This is a genomic window from Streptomyces sp. NPDC085937 (assembly GCF_044540535.1).
Lineage (GTDB): Bacteria > Actinomycetota > Actinomycetes > Streptomycetales > Streptomycetaceae > Streptomyces.
On sequence record NZ_JBITSH010000004.1, the window covers coordinates 359,575 to 378,806 of the forward strand.

Below are 19,232 nucleotides of genomic sequence, written 5' to 3' on the forward strand. Positions count from 1 at the left end.
CTCGTAGGTATGAGCAAGCCCGTTGACAATGCCGTCGACGCCGTCCGTACCTACATCGCAGACCACCGCGCGGCGTTCCTCGACGACCTCTCCGCGTGGCTGCGCATCCCCTCCGTCTCGGCCCAGCCCGACCACGCCCCCGACGTGCGCCGCAGCGCCGACTGGCTCGCCGCCGCCCTCAAGGACACCGGCTTCCCCACGGCCGAGATCTGGGACACCCCCGGCGCCCCCGCGGTCTACGCCGAGTGGCCGGCCGACGACCCTGCCGCGCCGACCGTCCTGGTGTACGGCCACCACGACGTGCAGCCCGCCGCGCGCGAGGACGGCTGGGACAGCGACCCCTTCGAACCCGTCGTCCGCGGCAACCGCCTCTACGCGCGCGGTGCCGCCGACGACAAGGGCCAGGTCTTCTTCCACACCCTCGGCGTGCGCGCCCACCTCGCCGCCACCGGCCGCACCAGCCCCGCCGTCCACCTGAAGCTGCTGATCGAGGGCGAGGAGGAGTCCGGCTCCCCCCACTTCCGGGCGCTCGTCGAACAGCACGCCGACCGGCTCGCCGCCGACGCCGTGATCGTCTCCGACACCGGCATGTGGTCCGAGGACACCCCGACCGTGTGCACCGGCATGCGCGGCCTCGCCGAGTGCGAGATCCGGCTGTACGGCCCCGACCAGGACATCCACTCCGGCTCCTTCGGCGGCGCGGTGCCCAACCCCGCCACCACCGTGGCCCGGCTGGTGGCCGCCCTGCACGACGAGGACGGCCGGGTCGCGATCCCCGGCTTCTACGACGGCGTCGTCGAGCTCACCGACCGCGAGCGTGACCTCTTCGCCCGGCTGCCCTTCGACGAGGAGCGGTGGCTGCGCACCGCCCGGTCGCACGGCACCGGAGGCGAGGCCGGTTACAGCACCCTGGAGCGCATCTGGGCACGCCCCACCGCCGAGGTCAACGGCATCGGCGGCGGCTACCAGGGCCCCGGCAGCAAGACGATCATCCCCTCCTCCGCCATGGTGAAGCTGTCCTTCCGGCTGGTCGCCGGCCAGGACCCCGCACAGGTACGGGACGCGGTCGGCGCCTGGGTGCCCGGGCAGGTGCCGGACGGCATCCGGCACGAGATCACCTTCTGCCCCGCCACCCGCCCCTGCCTCACCCCGCTCGACCACCCCGCTCTGCGGTCCGTGGTCCGGGCGATGGGCCGCGCCTTCGACAAACCCGTGCTCTTCACGCGCGAGGGAGGATCCGGCCCGGCCGCCGACCTCCAGGACGTCCTCGGGGCGCCGGTGCTCTTCCTCGGCATCTCCGTCCCGTCCGACGGCTGGCACGCCCCCGACGAGAAGGTCGAGCTGGACCTGCTGCTCAAGGGCGCCGAGACCAGCGCCCACCTCTGGGGCGATCTCGCCGAGCACTGGCGGCACGCCCCCTGACCACTGACGCCGTCCGGAAATGCCCGCCCGCGCGCGGCACACTGGAGAAGCCGCGCCTCGCGCCCGCCGGACCCGGTCCCTCCCGCCTTCGTCCGCCAGACCGCCCGCCGACCCGATCCGTTCCCCCGGGGGAGTTGGAAGCACCCGTGACCACCAGGACCGACCACACCGCCGACCGCCCCATTTCGCTCACCGCCCCGAGCGGCATCGACCGCGCCGCCCACCACCGGCTCGACGAGGCATGGCTCGCGGCGGCGTGGAGCCACCCCTCAACCCGCTGCTTCGTGGTCTCAGGCGGCCAGGTCCTCATCGACGAGACGCCCGACGGGCGCACCGAACTCGTCATGACCCCGTCCTTCGAGGCCCCGCTCACCGAGGCACACCGCTACTTCCTGGGCACCGACGAGGACGGCGTCAGCTACTTCGCGCTGCAGAAGGACGCCCTGCCCGGGCGCATGGACGACTCCGCCCGCCCCGCCGGCCTGCGCGAGGCGGGGCTGCTCCTGTCGCCCCGCGAGGCGGGCCTGATGGTGCACGCCGTCGCCCTGGAGAACTGGCAGCGGCTGCACCGCTTCTGCTCCCGCTGCGGCGAGCGCACCGTCATCGCCGCCGCCGGCCACATCCGCCGCTGCCCCGCCTGCGGCGCCGAGCACTACCCGCGCACCGACCCCGCGGTGATCATGTCGGTGATCGACGACAAGGACCGCATCCTGCTCGGCCGCCAGGTCCACTGGCCGGAGGGCCGTTTCTCCACGCTCGCCGGGTTCGTCGAACCGGGCGAGGCCATCGAGGAGTCGGTGCGCCGCGAGGTGCACGAAGAGGTCGGCATCGCCGTCGGCGAGGTCGAGTACGTCGCCAGCCAGCCCTGGCCGTTCCCCTCCAGCCTCATGCTCGGCTTCGTCGCCCACGCCACCTCCTCCGAGATCAACGTGGACGGCGACGAGATCCACGAGGCCCGCTGGTTCTCCCGCGACGAGCTCCGCGCCGCCTTCGAGTCCGGCGAGGTGCTCCCGCCCTACGGCATCTCGATCGCGGCCCGGCTGATCGAACGCTGGTACGGCGAGGACCTGCCGATGCGCAACACCTTCTGACCGCCGTCCGCACACGACGGAGCGGGGTGGCCGTCCCTCACGGGATGGCCACCCCGCTCCGTCGTGTACGGGACGCTCGCTCAGGCGCCGATCTTCTGCTTGACCTGCGCCAGCGACGGGTTGGTGAGCGTCGAGCCGTCGGCGAAGAGGACGGTGGGCACCGTCTGGTTGCCGCCGTTGGCCTTCTCCACGAAGGCCGCGGACTCGGGGTCCTGCTCGATGTTGATCTCGGTGTACGCGATGCCCTCGCGGTCCATCTGGCTCTTCAGCCGGCGGCAGTAGCCGCACCACGTGGTGCTGTACATCGTCACAGTGCCCTGCATGCCTGTCGCGCTCCTTCGGCGGCTCGGGGAAGTCCTCGGTGGGGGGAACGTACTTGAAAGGGCAGGCATTCCCGCCGCCGGGCCCGTCCCCGACAAGCCGGGGACGTGACGCTTGCCGCATTTGTACGACTGCGGGGCCTTCCCTGTGGACAACCGGCTCACCCGTCCCGGGCGACCTGGCAGCATGGCTGTGTGACAGCAGCAACGCACTCCACCCTCTTCCCGCAGGTACCGGACTCGGCCGACGCGGTGCTCGAAGGTCTCGACCCCGAGCAGCGCGCCGTGGCGACCGCGCTGCACGGACCGGTGTGCGTGCTGGCGGGCGCCGGCACCGGCAAGACCAGGGCGATCACCCACCGCATCGCCTACGGGGTGCGGGCGGGGATCCTGCAGCCCTCCAGCGTGCTCGCCGTCACCTTCACCAACCGCGCCGCGGGCGAGATGCGCGGCCGGCTGCGTCAGCTCGGCGCGGTGGGTGTGCAGGCGCGTACGTTCCACTCCGCGGCGCTGCGTCAGCTCCAGTACTTCTGGCCCAAGGCGGTCGGCGGCTCCCTGCCCCGCCTGGTCGACCGCAAGGTCCAGCTGGTCGCCGACGCGGCCGCCGCCTGCCGCATCCGGCTCGACCGGGGTGAGCTGCGGGACGTCACCGCCGAGATCGAGTGGTCCAAGGTCACCCAGACCGTCCCCGCGGACTACCTGGCCGCCGCCGCCAAGGCCGGCCGGGAGGCGCCCCGCGACCCCGCCGAGATCGCCCAGCTCTACGCCGCCTACGAGGAGCTCAAGCGCGAGCGCTCCGTCATCGACTTCGAGGACGTCCTGCTCCTCACGGTCGCCGTCCTCCAGGACCGGCAGGACGTCGCCGAGCAGGTCCGGGCCCAGTACCAGCACTTCGTCGTCGACGAGTACCAGGACGTCAGCCCGCTCCAGCAGCGCCTGCTGGAGCTGTGGCTCGGTGACCGGGAGAACCTGTGCGTGGTCGGCGACGCCAGCCAGACGATCTACTCGTTCACAGGAGCAACCCCCGACCATCTGCTGGACTTCCGTATCCGTCACCCCGGGGCCACGGTCGTCAAGCTGGTCCGCGACTACCGCTCGACGCCCCAGGTGGTCCGTCTGGCCAACGGCCTGCTCGGTCAGGCCCGGGGCCGGGCCGCCGACCACCGCCTGGAGCTGGTCTCCCAGCGTGCCGCGGGGACCGACCCGGTCTTCACCGAGTACACCGACGAGCCCGCCGAGGCCGAGGGCGCCGCGCGCCGCATCCGCGAACTGATCGACTCCGGGGTCCCGGCCGGCGAGATCGCCGTCCTGTTCCGCACCAACTCCCAGTCCGAGATCTACGAGCAGGCCCTCGCCGACGCGGGCGTGCCCTACCAACTGCGCGGGGCCGAGCGGTTCTTCGACCGTCCCGAGGTGCGCAAGGCGATCACCGCCCTGCGCGCGGCGGCCCGCTTCGGCGGCAACGACGCGCTCCTCGACGACGCCCCCGACCTGCCCTCCCAGGTGCGTGCCGTGATCTCGGGCGAGGGCTGGACGCCGCAGCCGCCGGCCGGATCGGGCGCGGTCCGTGAGCGCTGGGAGTCCCTGGCCGCCCTGGTGCATCTCGCCCAGGACTTCACCGCCGCCCGGACCGGCGCCACGCTCGCCGATCTCGTCGTCGAACTCGACGAGCGGGCCGGCGCCCAGCACGCGCCCACGGTCCAGGGCGTCACGCTCGCCTCACTGCACTCGGCCAAGGGCCTCGAGTGGGACGTCGTCTTCCTGGTCGGCGTCGCCGAGGGCATGATGCCGATCACCTACGCGAAGACCGACGAGCAGATCGAGGAGGAGCGCCGTCTCCTCTATGTCGGCGTCACCCGCGCTCGCGAGCGGCTCCACCTCTCCTGGGCGCTCGCCCGCTCACCGGGCGGCCGGCCCAACCGCCGTCCCAGCCGGTTCCTCGACGGACTGCGCCCGGGGTCGAACACCCCCGCGGGCCGCGCGGGCACGGCCGGTGCGGGAAGCGTGGAGCGCGGCACCTACACGAGGACGCCCGCCGCGGCCGAGCCGGCACCGCGCCGCAGACAGCGCACCCCCGCCCGCTGCCGGGTCTGCGGCCGCACGCTGACCGACGGCGGCGAGATGAAACTGATGCGCTGCGAGGACTGTCCCTCCGACATGGACGAGGGACTGTACGAGCGGCTGCGCGACTGGCGTGCCGACCAGGCCCGGCGCAGCGGACAGCCCGCCTTCTGCGTCTTCACGGACAAGACGCTGATCGCCATCGCGGAGGCCGTCCCCGAAGGCGAGCAGGAACTGGCCCGGATCCCCGGCGTGGGGATGCGCAAGCTGCGCCGGTACGGCGACGACGTTCTGGCCCTCTGCGCGGGCCGCGACCCCGCCGAGGGACAAGATCAGGACTGATCCGAACTCGTCGGAAAAATAGTTTGCGCATGCCCCGGGAATCCCCATAGGTTCTTAGGCACGGGGACAGCGGCCTTCTCGGAGGCCCTGATTCCGTGTTGTACTTGCATATCCGCGGACCGGTTCGCCCGGTCCCCTAGACGCCGAGAGGAGGCGAGTCCAGTGATCAGCATCAACATCAGCTCCAGCGTCAAACTGACCGATCGCTCGGCCGTCTCCCTGTGCATTCTCGGCGCCTCCAACCGGGGCACCGGTCTGTCCGGCATTCCTGCCGTGCGTCCGGCGTCCTCCCCCGCCTCCGCGGGCCTTGTGGTCCTTGAGCGCGATGAGCGACCGACCAAGGCACTGGAAGCAGCAGTAGCGGCACAGGCGCAGGCCTATGCCTTTGCGGCGGCCGGTGCCGGATTCCGGAAGCAGACGACGCAGCACCACCTGATGTGGGCCTTCCGTGGGCCAGAACCCTGGAGTGATCCAGCCTGATTCGATCAGGCCGGCGCCTTCAGGGCCGCGGAACCCCATCCGGGATCCGCGGCCCTTCTGTTTTCCCCGAACGGGGAGGCAGAGCAAGGCGCCTCGGGACAAGAGAAAAGAACCCGGTACCAGCCGCCACCCGGCCGACCGGCCGGACACGACCAGACGAGGAAGACGACCCGTGCAACTCGAAGCACACGTCCCGTCCGTACCGCCTTCCGACACGATCCCCAAGCCCGGCTCCACGGAGGACCCGACCTTGACTCCGCTCACCGCGCTCACCGCGCTCGACGACGCCATCGAGAACCTCGGCGTACCCGTCCCGTGCCGCTCCTACGACCCGGAGGTCTTCTTCGCCGAGTCGCCCGCGGACGTCGAGTACGCCAAGTCCCTCTGCCGTACCTGCCCGCTGGTCGAGGCCTGCCTCGCCGGTGCCAAGGAGCGGCGTGAGCCCTGGGGCGTCTGGGGTGGCGAGCTGTTCGTCCAGGGCGTTGTCGTCGCCCGGAAGCGGCCGCGTGGCCGCCCGCGCAAGAACCCGGTCACGGCATGAACACCCCCGGAACGATCGACCGCCCCCTCACGCACGACCCCCAGAAGCAGGCCCCGATGACGCCGTCCACTCACGAGCCCGCAGGCTCCGCGACCGAAGACTTCACCACCAGCGGTGCGAACGACTCGCGCCAGAACAGGACCCGAGAGATGCAACTCATCCCAGAAGCCCTGGCCCGTGCGCATATGCACGAGCGACTGCAGGAGGCGCAGCGGGAACGTCAGGCCAGCGGCCTGGTGACCGCGCGCCGCATGCAGCGCCGGGCCGAGCGCGCCTCGCGGCGCGCCCGCCGCGCGCTCGCCATGGCGGTCATGCAGTAAGGCGTACGTCCGCCTGAAGCGACGGCCTCCCAGCCGGAGGCCCGATTGCACCGCGGGGGCCGGTCCGTGTGAACGGACCGGCCCCCGCGGTGCGTTGGCCGACGACGCCTTCCGCACGGGGTTATCGTCGCCGGGTGACGAGTCATCCCGGTGGCAGTGACGACGACGGCCCCCTGACGGAGCCCGAGCCGCTGGTCTGCGCGCGCTGCGGTCTGCGCGCCGCGGCCCCGCAGCCGACCTGGACCCTTTCCGTCGAGGACGGCATCCGCCTGCACCACTGCGAGCGCTGCTCCCGCGCGAACCTGCGCGCGATCGAGGGCCGGCTTGACTCGCCGTGGTGGTGACCCGGTCCGCCACGTCCGCCGTGTTCCCACGCCGGCCGCTCCGGTCGGTCAGGCCTGCGCCGCCTCGTCCTCCCCGCCCGGCTCCTCGGGGAGGAACGACGGCAGCCAGTCCTCCAGCTCCTCCCGCAGCCGAACCGTGGCACCCAGCTGGCACAGCACGCCGATGGTGCTCAGCGTGACCCGGTGGATCAGCAGGTAGGCCGGCGGCAGATTGAGCTGCTTGGCCAGCTGGTACGCCGGGGAACGGGGATCCGCTATCCGCGCCGCCTGACTGCGCATCCAGCCGCGGGTGAAGGTGAACTCGTCGGCGCGCGCCGGTTCGATGATCGGCGAAAGGTAGTCGAGGACGGCGTCGGGGTCCAGCTCCACGGACTCCTTGACGAAGCCCTCCGCGCAGAGCATCTCGTAGACGGCCTCCGCCTCGCCGTCCAGCGTCATGCGCAGCGCTTCGCCGATGGGGGCGGGCAGCCCGTCGGGCAGCCGGTCGACGGTGCCGAAGTCCAGGACGCCCAGACGCCAGTCGTCCTCACCCCCCGGACCCCCGGGAAGCAGACGGAAGTTGCCCGGATGCGGGTCCGCGTGCAGCAGGCCGGTGCGGGCGGGACCGGAGAACAGGAAGCGGGCCAGGAGCTGTCCGGCCCGGTCGCGCTGCTCCTCGGTGCCGTCGGCGATGACCTCCGAGAGCGGCGTGCCGTCGATCCACTCGGTGATCAGCACCTGCTCGCACTGGTGGACCACGTCCGGGACGACCACGTCGGGATCGCCGGCGAACTCCTCGGCGTGCGCCCGCTGCGCCTGCGCCTCCAGGCCGTAGTCCAGCTCCTCGGAGACCCGGTCCTTGAGCTCCGCGATCAGCGGCTTCACGTCCATGCCGGGAACCAGGGGGCCCAGCAGACGGGCGAAGCGGCTCAGCTGGTTGAGGTCGGACAGCAGGGCCTCGCCGGCGCCGGGGTACTGCACCTTGACCGCGACCTCTCGGCCGTCGTGCCACACCGCCCGGTGCACCTGGCCGATCGAGGCGGCCGCGGCCGGCTTGTCCTCGAACTCCTGGAACAGTTCCGGCCAGTCCTCACCCAGCCGCTCCTCGAGCACCGCGTGCACCGTGCGGGTCGGCATCGGCGGGGCGGCCTCCTGCAGCTTGGTCAGGGCCGCCCGGTAGGGACCGGCGACCTCCTCCGGCAGGGCCGACTCGAAGACGGACAGGGCCTGGCCGAACTTCATGGCGCCGCCCTTGAGCTCGCCCAGCACCTTGAAGAGCTGCTCGGCGGTGCGCTGCTGGAGTTCGCGGCCGACGAGCTCCGCGGACTCGCCCACGATCCGCTTGCCGAGTCCCCAGGTCGCCCGCCCGGCGAAGCCGAGCGGGAGAGCGGCCAGCTTGGCGGTCCGGGTGACCGCCTTGCGGGGAAGATCAGACATGCGCCCTCCAGGTCCTTGCCGGCCGCTCCGTGTCCGCCTGACGGCGGGACTCCTTCGACGACCCTTGCCCGGCCATTGTCTCGTGCGACCCCCCGTCGGCGGGGGTGTGTTCTCCCTTACCTTTGTCCGGGTCCGCGTCAGCGGCCCCGCACGGGCAGTGACGGTGCGGCGCCACCGGCCGGGGCTGCCAGTGCAGCTGAGGGAGGGACACCTCCCAGCGCGCACCCGCACTGGACGGCATCCGTCCGTCGAGGAAGGCCAGCGCGTGCGCGGCGGCGAGCCCCGCCACGGTGGCGGCCAGCGCCAGATCGCAGGCACCCACTCTGCGCTGACGGCCCGAGCGCCACTGGGCCACCAGCCGCGGCCACGCCGGGTCCCGGTCGACGCGGTCCTGCTGGAAGCAGCCGGCGCAGCCGGTCTCGCCGGGCGGACGAGCGGTCCGACCACACCGGTGCCCTCCACCACCCCGGCGTAGAGATGGGGCGTGCCCGACGACATGAGGGACTCGGCGGACGACGGGTCCGGCGCGTGCACGGCGACGTCGTCCCGCGGGGCGAGCACCACCAGGGAGTGGCCGGGATCACTCTCGGAGAGAGGGGTGCGGGCGGCGCGGCGCGGCGGCCGGTCCGGCGCGCACCGGCGCACGGCCCGCCGGGCCGCCTCCTCCCGCCGCTCGCCGACCGCCTCGGCGGGCAGTCCGCCGGGCGCCACGTCCCACGGCTCGACCTGTCCGACGTCCCGCACCTCGACCTCGCCGACGCCCGCCCCGGACAGCAGCGACGCCAGTGCCGCCCCCACCCGGCCCGCCCCTCTGACCTGCACCCGCATGCTCCGACGCGCCGCCAGCACCAGCGGCGGCTCGCCCGGGTCGACGGTGGTCAGACCGAGCGAGGCCAGGTCCGGGCGGAGCCGGTCGAGGACGCCGGACTTCGCGCGCAGGGCGTCGGCGGCCGGCCCGCCGCCCCGGGAGTCGTCCAGCAGCCCGGCATGGGACAGCCGCCGCACCAGCCGGTCGACGTGGCCGTCGGGCAGCTCCATGCGCCGGCCCTCCTCGCGCAGCAGATCCAGTCCGCGGGTGCCGTCGAGCAGGTCCAGCAGGCTGCCCGTGGCCGTGTCGACCGGCCCCAGCGTCAGCGCGTGCGCCGGTGTCATACCGAACTGCACGGTGTTGCGATCGCGCCAGCCGCGCCGAAGAGCGGGCTTGATCATTGGATGCATGACGGACCCCCGTATGTCCTGGAACGTGCCTGTGACCGGGCCGGTCCGCTCGCGGTCCGGCCGGCGTTGCCAGCATGCCCAGGGTCGCCGAAACGCGGCCGAAAGTTGTCCACAGGCGCCCGAATTCGTCGTACAAATCCGGCGCCCGGTGACGGGATCGCCGGAGAACCGTCCCGGAGCCGGGACTTCCCCGGGTGCAGCAGGTACGGTCGGGGCGTGCCCGCCGACCCACTGCACCGCGCCGGAACACCACAGCGCAGCGCGACGAGCCAGCCGACGGACGGCTCACGGGCGAGCGCGATCGAGGTCCGCAGGAGCTCCCGCAGACGCAGAACGGTCTCCGCGTACCGCGAGGGCGATCGCACCGTCGTGCTCATCCCCGCCCGGATGTCCGAGGCCGAGGAGCAGCGCTGGGTGAGCGTCATGCTCGACAAGCTCGCCGCCCAGGAGAGCAAGCGCACCCTCGGCGACGCCGAGCTGGCCGAGCGCGCGCGGCGGCTGTCGGAGCAGTACTTCGACGGCCGGGCCCGCCCCGACTCGGTGCGCTGGGTGACCAACCAGAACACACGCTGGGGTTCGTGCACGCCGGCCGAGGGGAGCATCCGGCTGTCCCACCGGCTCCAGGGCATGCCGGAGTACGTCGTCGACTACGTGCTCTGCCACGAACTGGCCCACCTCCTGGTCCCCGGACACGGCCCCCGCTTCTGGCGGCTGCTGGAGGCATACCCCCGCACCGAACGGGCCCGCGGCTACCTTGAGGGCGTGGTCGCGGCCGAGCGGCTGCCGCACGTCCCGGGCGCCCGGGACGAGTGACCACCGTCCGAGGTGGACGCGGCGCGAGCGCGCTCGCGCGTTGTGTACCGGGTCTGTACCGACTGCTTCCGGTGTCCGGGATTGCCGTTAGCCTGGCGCGACGCACTCACATTCGGGATGGGGGACGGTCGTACGCATGGCCAGGGAATTCCAACGCGGCCACAAGGCCAGGATCAGTGACCTCACCGCGGGCACGGACCTGTACGTAGGAGTACAGATCTCCGGCCCGGGGCTCAGCTTCGACATCAGCTGCTTCGGGCTCGACGCCGACGAACGGCTCTCCGACGACCGGTACTTCGTCTTCTACAACCAGCCGAAGTCCCCCGAGGAGTCCATCCAGCTCCTGGGTGCACAGGCGGGCGACACGGAGTCCTTCCGCGTCACGCTGGACCAGATTCCGCAGCAGATCAGGAAGCTGTCCTTCACGGCGACGATCGACGGCGCCGGACAGATGTCGCAGATCGGGCCCGGGTACATCCGTATCGTCGCGGGCGGCGAGGAAGTGGCGCGGTACCCGTTCAACGGCTCGGAGTTCTCCACCGAGCGGGCCGTGATGCTCGGCGACTTCTACTTCAAGGACGTGTGGCGGTTCGCCGCCGTCGGCCAGGGCTTCGACGGCGGGCTGGACGCGCTGCTGCGCAACTTCGGCGGCGAGGTGGCCGACGACGAGCCCGCGGCGCCCGAGCCGCAGCAGGCCCCGCAGCCGCAGGCCCCGCAGGCCGCGCCCGGGTTCGCCCCGCCCGCGTTCGGCGTCCCCGGAGGCGGCGCGCCCGCACCGGCCCCCACTCCCGGCCCGGCGCCCCAGCCCGCTCAGGGCTTCGCGACGCCGCCGGCCCCCGCGCCCGCCGCGCCGCCGCAGGCCCCCGCGCCGCCGGTTCATTCCGCGCCGACGATCGTCGCGCCCATGCACACGCCGCCCGGAGGCGCCCCGGTGCCGCCCCCGGCCCCGGCTCCCGCCCCCTTCAGCCAGACGCCCCCGCCACCCCCGGGCTACGGCCAGCCCCCGGCGCCTCCGGGAGCCCCCGCGCCTCCGCCGGGCTACGGCCAGCCGCCCGCGCCGCCGCAGGCCGCGCCGCCCCCGCCCGGCTACGGCCAGCCCCCGGCGCCTCCGGGAGCCCCCGCGCCTCCGCCGGGCTACGGCCAGCCGCCCGCGCCGCCGCAGGCCGCGCCGCCCCCGCCCGGCTACGGCCATCAGCCCCCGCCCGGCCAGGTGCCCCACCAGCAGGCTCCCTACGGCGCGCCCCAGGGCATGCCGCAAGGGATGCCGCAGGGTGCCCCGCAGGCCGCCGGTGTGCTCGGCGCGCTCCAGACGTACAAGGAGACGCCCACCGGACAGCGTTGGACCCAGCAGAACAAGAAGCTCGTCCGCGCCGACCTCGGCATCGGCGGCCAGCCCGTGCTGGCCCGGCAGGGCAGCATGGTGCTCTACCAGGGCAAGGTCGACTTCAGCTACAAGGGCGCCGGCTTCACCGGCCGCCTCGCGGGCAACGCCACCGGCCAGGAGATGCAGCTGATGCGCTGCACCGGCCAGGGACAGGTGTTCTTCGCCGAGAACTCCACGATGCTGCACCCGATCGAGCTCCAGGGTGACGCCGTGTGCGTCTCCGCGGAGAACGTCCTCGCCTTCGACGAAGGACTCCAGTACGAGATCCGCCGCATCGAGGGGCACGGCATCCCCGGCGGCGCGCTGTTCACGATGCAGTTCCAGGGCACCGGCACGATCGTCGTGAAGACGCACGGCACGCCCGTGGTGCTGCCGGTCACACCCACCACGTTCGCCGACTGCAACGCCGTGGTCGCCTGGTCGGCCGCAGCGCAGGTGGTCGTCTCCAGCCAGGTGCGGATGCGCCGCAACTCCTACCCCGGCGACACCGGGGAGAGCGTGAACCTGCAGTTCCGGGGCGCCCCCGGCAACTTCATCGTCGTCCAGCCGTACGAGATCTGAGGGAGCCCGTCATGAACCAGCCACTCGCGGGCTACGCCCCCGCCCCCGTCACCGCCCGCATGGAGAACCACGGCAACCACATGCTGAAGGTCGCCATGCAGACCGGCAACGACCTCCTCGCGCGCGTCGGGTCGATGGTCGCCTACGAAGGGTTCGTCCAGTACGAGCCCAACCCGCCGGCCGTCCGCCAGATCGCCAAGGATTGGCTCACCGGTGAGGGCGCGCCCCTGATGAAGTGCTCCGGCGACGGCCTGCTCTACCTCGCCGACTACGGCGCCAACGTCGTCGTGATCAACCTCAACGGCGACGGCATCTCGGTCAACGCCACCAACCTGCTTGCCTTCGACGCCCACCTCACCTGGGGTGTGGAGCGGGTCAAGGGCCTGGCGAAGTTCGCCGGGCAGGGTCTGTGGAACACCAAGATCTCCGGTCAGGGCTGGGTCGCGCTGACCTCGCGCGGCAAGCCGATCGTCGTCGACTGCGGAGGCGGCGAGGACGAGACGTACGTCGACCCGGACGCGCTGGTCGCCTGGTCCCCGAACCTCAAGGTGAAGGGCAAGCGCAGCTTCCGCGCCCAGTCGCTGATCGGCCGCGGCAGCGGCGAGGCCTACCAGATGGCCTTCTCCGGTCAGGGCATTGTCGTCGTCCAGCCCAGTGAGGACAGCACCGACCGTCTTCGGTTCCGGGGCTGAGGGGGAGCAACCACACCATGCAGAGCCCAATTTTCGCCTACAACGACCAGCAGACCCAGGAGCGCTGGAGTCTGCAGAACCAGCAGATGCTGCGGGTCGGCCTCGAGGGCCACGACGACGTCCTCGCCCGCAAGGGCACCATGGTCGCCTACCAGGGTCTCGTCGAGTTCGACGCCGAGTTCCAGGGCAACAGCGCCGCCCGCGCGCGGGCGCACACCGGTGAGGGCCTCGACCTGATGCGCTGCCACGGGCAGGGCACCGTCTACCTCGCCAACCTCGCCCAGCGCGTCCACATCATGGACGTGGAGCAGGACGGCCTGACCGTCGACAGCAGCTACGTCCTCGCCATGGACTCCTCGCTGCACCACGAGGTCATCGCCGTCGACAGCCTGTACGGCATCTCGGGTTCCGGGAAGTACCAGCTCAACATCACCGGCCGCGGCAAGGTCGCGCTGATGACCTCGGGCATGCCGCTGCTGCTCCAGGTGACGCCGGACAAGTACGTCAACTGCGACGCCGACGCCATCGTCGCCTGGTCCACGTCACTGCGGGTGCAGATGCAGGCCCAGACGCACTCCTCCGGGGTGTGGCGGCGCCGCGGCAACACCGGCGAGGGCTGGGAGCTCAGCTTCATGGGCAGCGGCTTCGCGTTGGTCCAGCCGAGTGAACTGCTGCCTCCGCAGAACGCCCAGATCGGCGGCGGCCTCGCCGCGCAGTACGGCATGGGTCAGCAGGGCGCGCGCGGGCAGAACCAGGGCAACGTCTGGAGCTGAGCACCCTGGACACACGAAGGGGCCGCGCCCGGTAAGGGCGCGGCCCCTTCGTCGGTGTCAGGCCCCGAGTCTCGCGCGGGTCGCGCCGAGCAGCCGTACGACCGAGTCGTCCGCCACCTCCGGCACCTCGTCGTACGGGAACCAGCGCACGTCGAGGGACTCGTCGCTGACCGCGTGGACGGCGTCCGGAGCGGCGAGGGCCGCGTACTGGACGTCGAAGTGGCAGTGGCAGGGCGGCGGAATGGGATGCCGGTCGAGCCGCACGGGACCGCCGGCGACCAGCGTCAGCCCCGTCACGCCGGACTCCTCGGTCGCCTCCCGCAGGGCCGCCGCGGCCAGTGTGGCGTCGCCGGGCTCGCAGTGGCCGCCCATCTGCAGCCACATCCGCAGCTTGCGGTGCAGGGTCAGCAGGACCCGGCCGCGCTCGGGGTCGACCACCAGGGCGCTCGCCGTGACGTGACCCGCCCCGCACGCCTTCCACAGGCCGTCCGGATGCGCGGCGAGATGCCCCAGGTAGGCGTCCCGCAGTGCGGGCTGGTCCTCGTACGCCTTCAGGACCAGCACCGCGTCGTCGTACAGACTCACTCGGTGTCGTCGCCCTTGCTCTCGTCGCCGTTTCCGCCCTCGTCACGCTGGTCCGTGGCGTCCGCGTCCGTGGCGTCCTCCGCGTCCTTCTTGCGCAGGTCGGGCTTGCCGGCGGCCTCTCCGAGCATCTTGTCCAGCTCGGAGAAGTCGATCTGCTCCCGGTGCACGAAGCCGTCCGGGTCGTCCAGGTCGGTGGCCGTCGGCAGCATGTCCGGGTGGGCCCACAGGGCGTCCCGGCCGTCGACCCCGCGCGCGTCGGTGAGCGAGGCCCACAGGCGCGAGGCGTCGCGCAGCCGCCGCGGACGCAGCTCCAGACCGATCAGCGTGGCGAACGTCTGCTCGGCGGGACCGCCCGAGGCGCGCCGGCGGCGCAGCGTCTCCCGCAGGGCGTCCGCCGACGACAGCCGCGGCTTGGCCGCCGCGTGCACGACCGCGTCCACCCAGCCCTCGACGAGGGCCAGCGCCGTCTCCAGCCGGGCCAGGGCCGCCTTCTGCTCGGGCGTGTCCTCCGGCTGGAACATGCCCTGCTGAAGGGCCTCCTGCAGCTGCTCCGGGTTCTGCGGGTCGAACTGGCCGACCACGTCCTCCAGCTTCCCGGTGTCGACCTTGATGCCCCGGGCGTAGCCGTCGACCGCGCCGAACAGATGCGACCGCAGCCACGGGACGTGCGCGAAGAGCCGCTGGTGGGCGGCCTCGCGCAGGGCGAGGTACAGCCGCACCTCCTCCTGCGGGACGCCCAGGTCCTTGCCGAAGGTCTCGATGTTCAGCGGCAGCAGCGCGGCCCGGCCGGCCGGGCCCAGCGGAAGGCCGATGTCGGACGAGCCGACGACCTCACCGGCGAGCACGCCCACGGCCTGCCCGATCTGCGTGCCGAACATGGCGCCGCCCATGGAGCGCATCATGCCGATCAGCGGGCCGGCCATGGCCTGCATCTCTTCCGGCAGGACGTCGCCCATCGCGTTGCCGACGCGCTCGGCGACCGGGTCGACCAGCTCACGCCAGGCCGGCAGGGTCGCCTCGACCCACTCCGCGCGGCTCCAGGCCACGGCGGAGTTCGCGCCGGACGGCAGGGAGGTGGCGTCGTCCAGCCACAGGTCGGCCAGGCGGACGGCGTCCTCCACGGCCTTGCGCTCGGCCGGGCCGACGCTGGCGTCCTTGGAACCCTGGGAGGTTCCCTGGGCGACCGTCTGCCGGGCGATCTGCTTGGCCATGTCCCAGTTCACCGGCCCGCCCTCGTAGGAGAGCATCTGGCCGAGCTGCTGGAACGCGGCTCCCAGGTCGCCAGGGTTCATCGACCCGAACATCGCGGCGAACGGATTGTCCGCGCCCGGGCCGCCAAAGCCGCCCGCCCCGGGCATGCCGAAGCCGAACGGGTTGGCCGGGCCCTGACCACCGCCGCTCTGCGGGTCCTTCTTCTTGCCTTCGTCGCCGTCGTCCGGCTCCTCCGGCGGAAGGCCGAATCCGAATGGGGTGTCACTCACGGGTTTCCTCGGCTTGTAGGGCCACCGGTTCTTTCCGGCGGCACGGCTGCCCGACAACACCACCCAGCGTAGACACCTGAAGCGGTTCGGGCCTCGGTGCTTCGCCGACAAAGGGCCTGCGGCAGGATGGATGCCACCTGGTACGTACGCGTCGCCCGCGCTCGTACTGAAGACAACCGCTGGAGACGCCCGGTGAGTTCCCCAGATCCGCAGGTTCGCGCAGCGCGAAACGAGTCAACCAGTCCTCCGCCCCGCGGGCCCGTCGTCGCGGTCACCGGTGCCGCCTCCGGCGTCGGCGCCCTGCTGACCGCGCGGCTCGCCGCGTCGGAGGAGGTCAAGCAGGTCGTCGCCATCGACGAGCTGCGCGGCGAGTGCGCCGAGGCCGAGTGGCACATCCTGGACGTCCGGGACCCCGTGATCGCGGACCGGCTGCGCGGGGCCGACGTGGTCGTCCACCTGGCCCTCGACCTGGACCTGGAGACCGACGCGGCCGCCCGGACGGCCTACAACGTGCGCGGCACGCAGACGGTGCTGACCGCCGCCGCGGCCGCCGGTGTCCACCGGGTGGTGCTGTGCACCTCGACCATGGTCTACGGCGCCCTGCCGGACAACGAGCTGCCGCTGGCGGAGGACGCGGAGCTGCGGGCCACCGCGGAGGCCACCGGCGTCGGCGACCTCCTGGAGATCGAACGGCTGGCCCGCCGGGCGCCCCGCGCGCACCCCGGACTCAATGTCACCGTGGTCCGCCCGGCCGTGCTGGTGGGCGGCACCGACACCGCGCTGACCAGGTACTTCGAGTCGCCGCGGCTGCTGGTGGTGGCGGGCTCGCGGCCCGCGTGGCAGTTCTGCCACGTCGACGACCTGTGCAGCGCCCTGGAGTACGCCGTGCTGGAAAAGGTCGACGGCGAGCTGGCCGTCGGCTGCGACGGCTGGCTGGAACAGGAGGAGGTGGAGGAGCTCAGCGGGATCCGCCGGATGGAGCTGCCGTCGGCGGTGGCGCTCGGCGCGGCGGCCCGGCTGCACCGCATCGGGCTCACCCCGTCCCCGGCCGGGGACCTGGCGTACACCATGTACCCCTGGGTGATCAGCGGCAGCAGGCTGCACGACGCCGGGTGGCGTCCGGCGTACACCAACGAGGAGGTGCTCGCGCAGCTGCTCGACGAGGTCTCCGGGCGGCACACGGTCGCGGGCCGCCGGCTGGGCCGCAAGGACGCGACGGCCGCGGGCGCGGCGGGAGCCACGGTGGCGCTGCTCGGCGCCGCGGCGGTGGTGCGCCGGGCCCGGAAGGCGCGCCGGCGGATCTGACCCGGGCCGGCGCCCCCGCGGGAGCCTGCGCACCGGCGCCTTCGGAGGACCCTCCGAAGCACCACGCGCGCGTACCGGACGATCCGGCTGTTCCGCGCTGTCGGCGGGGTGGGGCACGATAGGGGGCATGGCACCCGTGACGGACCACCCCGGTGAGCAGCCCGCCCAGGACCCGATCAAGCTGATCGCGATCCGCGACACCGCCCTGTCGGTGGACGAGATCCTGCGCGCGGTCGGCGACGACGCGGCCGGCGGCACGGCGCTCTTCGTGGGCACCGTGCGCAACCACGACGGCGGCGCCGACGTGGACGAGCTGGGCTACTCCTGTCATCCGAGCGCCGAGGACGAGATGCGGCGGATCGCGGAGAAGGTCGCCGCGGACTTCCCCGTGCGGGCCCTCGCCGCGGCCCACCGGGTGGGAGACCTGAGGGTCGGGGACCTCGCCGTGGTCGCCGCCGTGTCGTGCGCGCACCGGGGCGAGGCGTTCGAGGCCTGCCGCCGGCTCGTCGACGACATCAAGCACGGAGTGCCCATCTGGAAGCACCAGCGTTTCTCCGACGGCACCGAGGAGTGGGTCGGCGTCTAGCACGCCTTCCTTTCCCACGCGGTACGCCCGTCCCGTGCGGTTGCGTAACCGCACCCCTGAGGTGAGCGTTGTCACTGCGGATGGTTAATCTGCTGATCAGTCAGTGTTGCGGACGCTCATGGGGTTGGGAGGTCGGCATGGCGGCGCTTGCCTGGTTGCTGATTCCGCTGGTGGCCGCGATAGGCGCGGGACTGTGGGGCAGTTGGGCCAACCGGACCCGCAAGGTACGGGGCGACGGTCCGGAACTCATCGGATATGCCCGTTTCCGGGAAGCCATGGAGAAGCCCCGCTCCGGCGGCTGAGCGAGGGAACGGCGGGTCAGGACCCGTGGTGCGGTCGGGGCCGCTCGTCCGGGCGGCCCTGACGGTGCGCTGACAGGTCCGTCCCGTACTGTCGAGGCATGCCACGCCGTACGGCGACGATGCTCGCCTCCACCCTGATGCTGATCGCGCTCCTGTGCGTGGGAGTCTTCATCCCGGTGCCCTACGCGGAGATGTCGCCGGGGCCGACGGTGAACACGCTGGGTGAGCACGACGGCGAGCCGGTGCTGCAGATCGCCGGGCACAAGACCTACCCGACGGACGGTCACCTCAACATGACCACCGTGCGGGTCACCAGCGCCGACTACCGGATGAACCTCGTCGAGGCCGTCTACGGCTGGCTCGCGCACGACACCAAGGTCGTCCCCCACGACACCCTCTACCCGGACGGCAAGACGGAGGAGGAGTCGACCCAGGAGAACGCCGAGGAGTTCAGCCAGTCCCAGGAGAGCGCCAAGGTCGCGGCGCTGAAGGAACTCGGCGTCCCGGTGAAGTCCTGGGTGATCGTCTCGACCGTCGTCAAGGACGCGCCCGCCGAGGGCAAGCTGCACGCGGGTGACGTGATCAAGGCCGTCGACGGCAAGGCCGTGAAGGAGCCGACCGACGTCGCCGAGCTGGTGACCGAGCACCGGCCGGGCGAGGACGTGGTCTTCACGATCGTGCCGGCCAAGGAGCAGGCGGCCGCGGAGAAGGAGAAGCGGACGCCGACGCGGACCGAGAAGGTGACGATCACCACCCGCGCCTCCGACGACGCCGGCGAGAAGCGCGCCGTCGTCGGCATCTCGGCGGGCACCGACCACACCTTCCCGTTCTCCGTCGACATCAAGCTCGCCGACGTCGGCGGCCCGAGCGCCGGGCTGATGTTCGCCCTCGGCATCTACGACAAGCTCACCCCCGGCAGCCTGACCGGCGGTGAGTTCGTCGCGGGCACCGGCACGATCGACGACAACGGCAAGGTCGGGCCGATCGGCGGGATCGAGATGAAGACGGTCGGCGCGCGCAGCAAGGGCGCCGAGTTCTTCCTCACGCCCGCCGAGAACTGCGCGTCCGCCGCCAAGGACACCCCCGAGGGCCTCACCCTGGTGAAGGTCGCCACCATCGACGACGCCCTGGGCGCCCTGAAGGACATCCGCGCGGGCGACACCGCCGACCTGCCGTCGTGCTCCGCGTCCTGACC

The 19,232-nt window shown here is 72.4% G+C and carries 19 protein-coding genes and 1 pseudogene; 15 read left to right on the forward strand and 5 right to left on the reverse strand.

Annotated features, from left to right (window positions below; all coding sequences use genetic code 11):
* Window positions 1–9 precede the first annotated feature (9 nt).
* Window positions 10–1,422: a dipeptidase gene (locus ACIF8S_RS11730; protein ID WP_399998841.1), complete on the forward strand. Its 1,413-nt coding sequence runs from the start codon at window positions 10–12 to the stop codon at window positions 1,420–1,422.
* A 146-nt stretch (window positions 1,423–1,568) separates the two neighbouring features.
* On the forward strand, window positions 1,569–2,513 hold the full coding sequence (nudC, locus tag ACIF8S_RS11735; RefSeq protein WP_399998842.1) for an NAD(+) diphosphatase: 945 nt from the start codon (window positions 1,569–1,571) through the stop codon (window positions 2,511–2,513).
* Window positions 2,514–2,593: 80 nt separating this feature from the next.
* Here nudC and ACIF8S_RS11740 read toward each other — a convergent pair whose 3' ends face one another.
* Entirely contained in the window at window positions 2,594–2,836 is a 243-nt protein-coding gene (locus ACIF8S_RS11740) for a mycoredoxin (protein WP_024884374.1), read from the reverse strand.
* Window positions 2,837–3,028: 192 nt separating this feature from the next.
* Between ACIF8S_RS11740 and ACIF8S_RS11745 the strand changes: the two genes are divergently transcribed.
* The 5 genes from ACIF8S_RS11745 (at window position 3,029) to ACIF8S_RS11765 (ending at window position 6,921) form a co-directional block, all read left to right on the forward strand.
* A complete protein-coding gene (locus ACIF8S_RS11745) occupies window positions 3,029–5,236 on the forward strand; it encodes an ATP-dependent DNA helicase UvrD2 (RefSeq protein ID WP_399998843.1) in 2,208 nt (735 codons plus the stop codon).
* 162 nt (window positions 5,237–5,398) lie between these two features.
* Window positions 5,399–5,716 (forward strand): hypothetical protein, encoded by a 318-nt coding sequence (locus ACIF8S_RS11750; protein ID WP_399998844.1) that lies wholly within the window; start codon window positions 5,399–5,401, stop codon window positions 5,714–5,716.
* A 172-nt stretch (window positions 5,717–5,888) separates the two neighbouring features.
* Entirely contained in the window at window positions 5,889–6,257 is a 369-nt protein-coding gene (locus ACIF8S_RS11755; protein WP_024884377.1) for a WhiB family transcriptional regulator, read from the forward strand.
* Window positions 6,254–6,577 (forward strand): hypothetical protein, encoded by a 324-nt coding sequence (locus tag ACIF8S_RS11760; RefSeq protein WP_024884378.1) that lies wholly within the window; start codon window positions 6,254–6,256, stop codon window positions 6,575–6,577. The genes ACIF8S_RS11755 and ACIF8S_RS11760 overlap by 4 nt, the downstream gene beginning before the upstream one ends.
* Window positions 6,578–6,711: 134 nt before the next feature.
* Entirely contained in the window at window positions 6,712–6,921 is a 210-nt protein-coding gene (locus tag ACIF8S_RS11765; protein WP_399998846.1) for a hypothetical protein, read from the forward strand.
* 48 nt (window positions 6,922–6,969) lie between these two features.
* On the opposite strand, the gene ACIF8S_RS11770 is transcribed toward ACIF8S_RS11765, so the two are convergent.
* Both ACIF8S_RS11770 and ACIF8S_RS11775 read right to left on the reverse strand, forming a co-directional pair.
* Window positions 6,970–8,337 carry an ABC1 kinase family protein gene (locus ACIF8S_RS11770; RefSeq protein WP_399998848.1) on the reverse strand — a complete coding sequence of 456 codons (1,368 nt, stop codon included), beginning with the start codon at window positions 8,335–8,337 and terminating at the stop codon, window positions 6,970–6,972.
* A pseudogene (locus tag ACIF8S_RS11775) lies at window positions 8,330–9,555 on the reverse strand (TOMM precursor leader peptide-binding protein). Before ACIF8S_RS11775 ends, ACIF8S_RS11770 begins: the two are co-directional and overlap by 8 nt.
* A 216-nt stretch (window positions 9,556–9,771) precedes the next feature.
* Here ACIF8S_RS11775 and ACIF8S_RS11780 point away from each other — a divergent pair.
* The 4 genes from ACIF8S_RS11780 to ACIF8S_RS11795 all read left to right on the forward strand — a co-directional run bounded on the left by ACIF8S_RS11780 (window position 9,772) and on the right by ACIF8S_RS11795 (window position 13,778).
* Entirely contained in the window at window positions 9,772–10,368 is a 597-nt protein-coding gene (locus ACIF8S_RS11780; RefSeq protein WP_037722577.1) for a M48 family metallopeptidase, read from the forward strand.
* Window positions 10,369–10,504: 136 nt separating this feature from the next.
* The gene (locus ACIF8S_RS11785; RefSeq protein WP_399998849.1) at window positions 10,505–12,313 is read left to right on the forward strand and encodes a TerD family protein; all 1,809 of its coding nucleotides are present in this window, start codon (window positions 10,505–10,507) and stop codon (window positions 12,311–12,313) included.
* 11 nt (window positions 12,314–12,324) lie between these two features.
* Window positions 12,325–13,005: an AIM24 family protein gene (locus tag ACIF8S_RS11790; protein WP_024884384.1), complete on the forward strand. Its 681-nt coding sequence runs from the start codon at window positions 12,325–12,327 to the stop codon at window positions 13,003–13,005.
* A 17-nt stretch (window positions 13,006–13,022) separates the two neighbouring features.
* Complete coding sequence (locus ACIF8S_RS11795; RefSeq protein ID WP_349798301.1) at window positions 13,023–13,778, forward strand: AIM24 family protein; 756 nt, start codon at window positions 13,023–13,025, stop codon at window positions 13,776–13,778.
* 57 nt (window positions 13,779–13,835) lie between these two features.
* On the opposite strand, the gene ACIF8S_RS11800 is transcribed toward ACIF8S_RS11795, so the two are convergent.
* A complete protein-coding gene (locus tag ACIF8S_RS11800; RefSeq protein WP_399998850.1) occupies window positions 13,836–14,363 on the reverse strand; it encodes an NUDIX hydrolase in 528 nt (175 codons plus the stop codon).
* Window positions 14,360–15,844, reverse strand: coding sequence for a zinc-dependent metalloprotease (locus ACIF8S_RS11805; RefSeq protein ID WP_399998851.1), 1,485 nt, complete (start codon window positions 15,842–15,844; stop codon window positions 14,360–14,362). Before ACIF8S_RS11805 ends, ACIF8S_RS11800 begins: the two co-directional genes overlap by 4 nt.
* Before the next feature lie 192 nt (window positions 15,845–16,036).
* On the opposite strand from ACIF8S_RS11805, the gene ACIF8S_RS11810 reads away from it, so the two are divergent.
* The 4 genes from ACIF8S_RS11810 to ACIF8S_RS11825 all read left to right on the forward strand — a co-directional run bounded on the left by ACIF8S_RS11810 (window position 16,037) and on the right by ACIF8S_RS11825 (window position 19,230).
* Complete coding sequence (locus ACIF8S_RS11810; protein ID WP_399998852.1) at window positions 16,037–17,149, forward strand: SDR family oxidoreductase; 1,113 nt, start codon at window positions 16,037–16,039, stop codon at window positions 17,147–17,149.
* Between the two features lie 127 nt (window positions 17,150–17,276).
* The gene (locus ACIF8S_RS11815) at window positions 17,277–17,735 is read left to right on the forward strand and encodes a molybdenum cofactor biosynthesis protein MoaE (RefSeq protein ID WP_399998853.1); all 459 of its coding nucleotides are present in this window, start codon (window positions 17,277–17,279) and stop codon (window positions 17,733–17,735) included.
* Between the two features lie 137 nt (window positions 17,736–17,872).
* On the forward strand, window positions 17,873–18,037 hold the full coding sequence (locus tag ACIF8S_RS11820; protein WP_199785232.1) for a hypothetical protein: 165 nt from the start codon (window positions 17,873–17,875) through the stop codon (window positions 18,035–18,037).
* A gap of 98 nt (window positions 18,038–18,135) precedes the next feature.
* Window positions 18,136–19,230, forward strand: coding sequence for a PDZ domain-containing protein (locus tag ACIF8S_RS11825; protein WP_399998855.1), 1,095 nt, complete (start codon window positions 18,136–18,138; stop codon window positions 19,228–19,230).
* The last annotated feature ends 2 nt before the right edge of the window (window positions 19,231–19,232 follow it).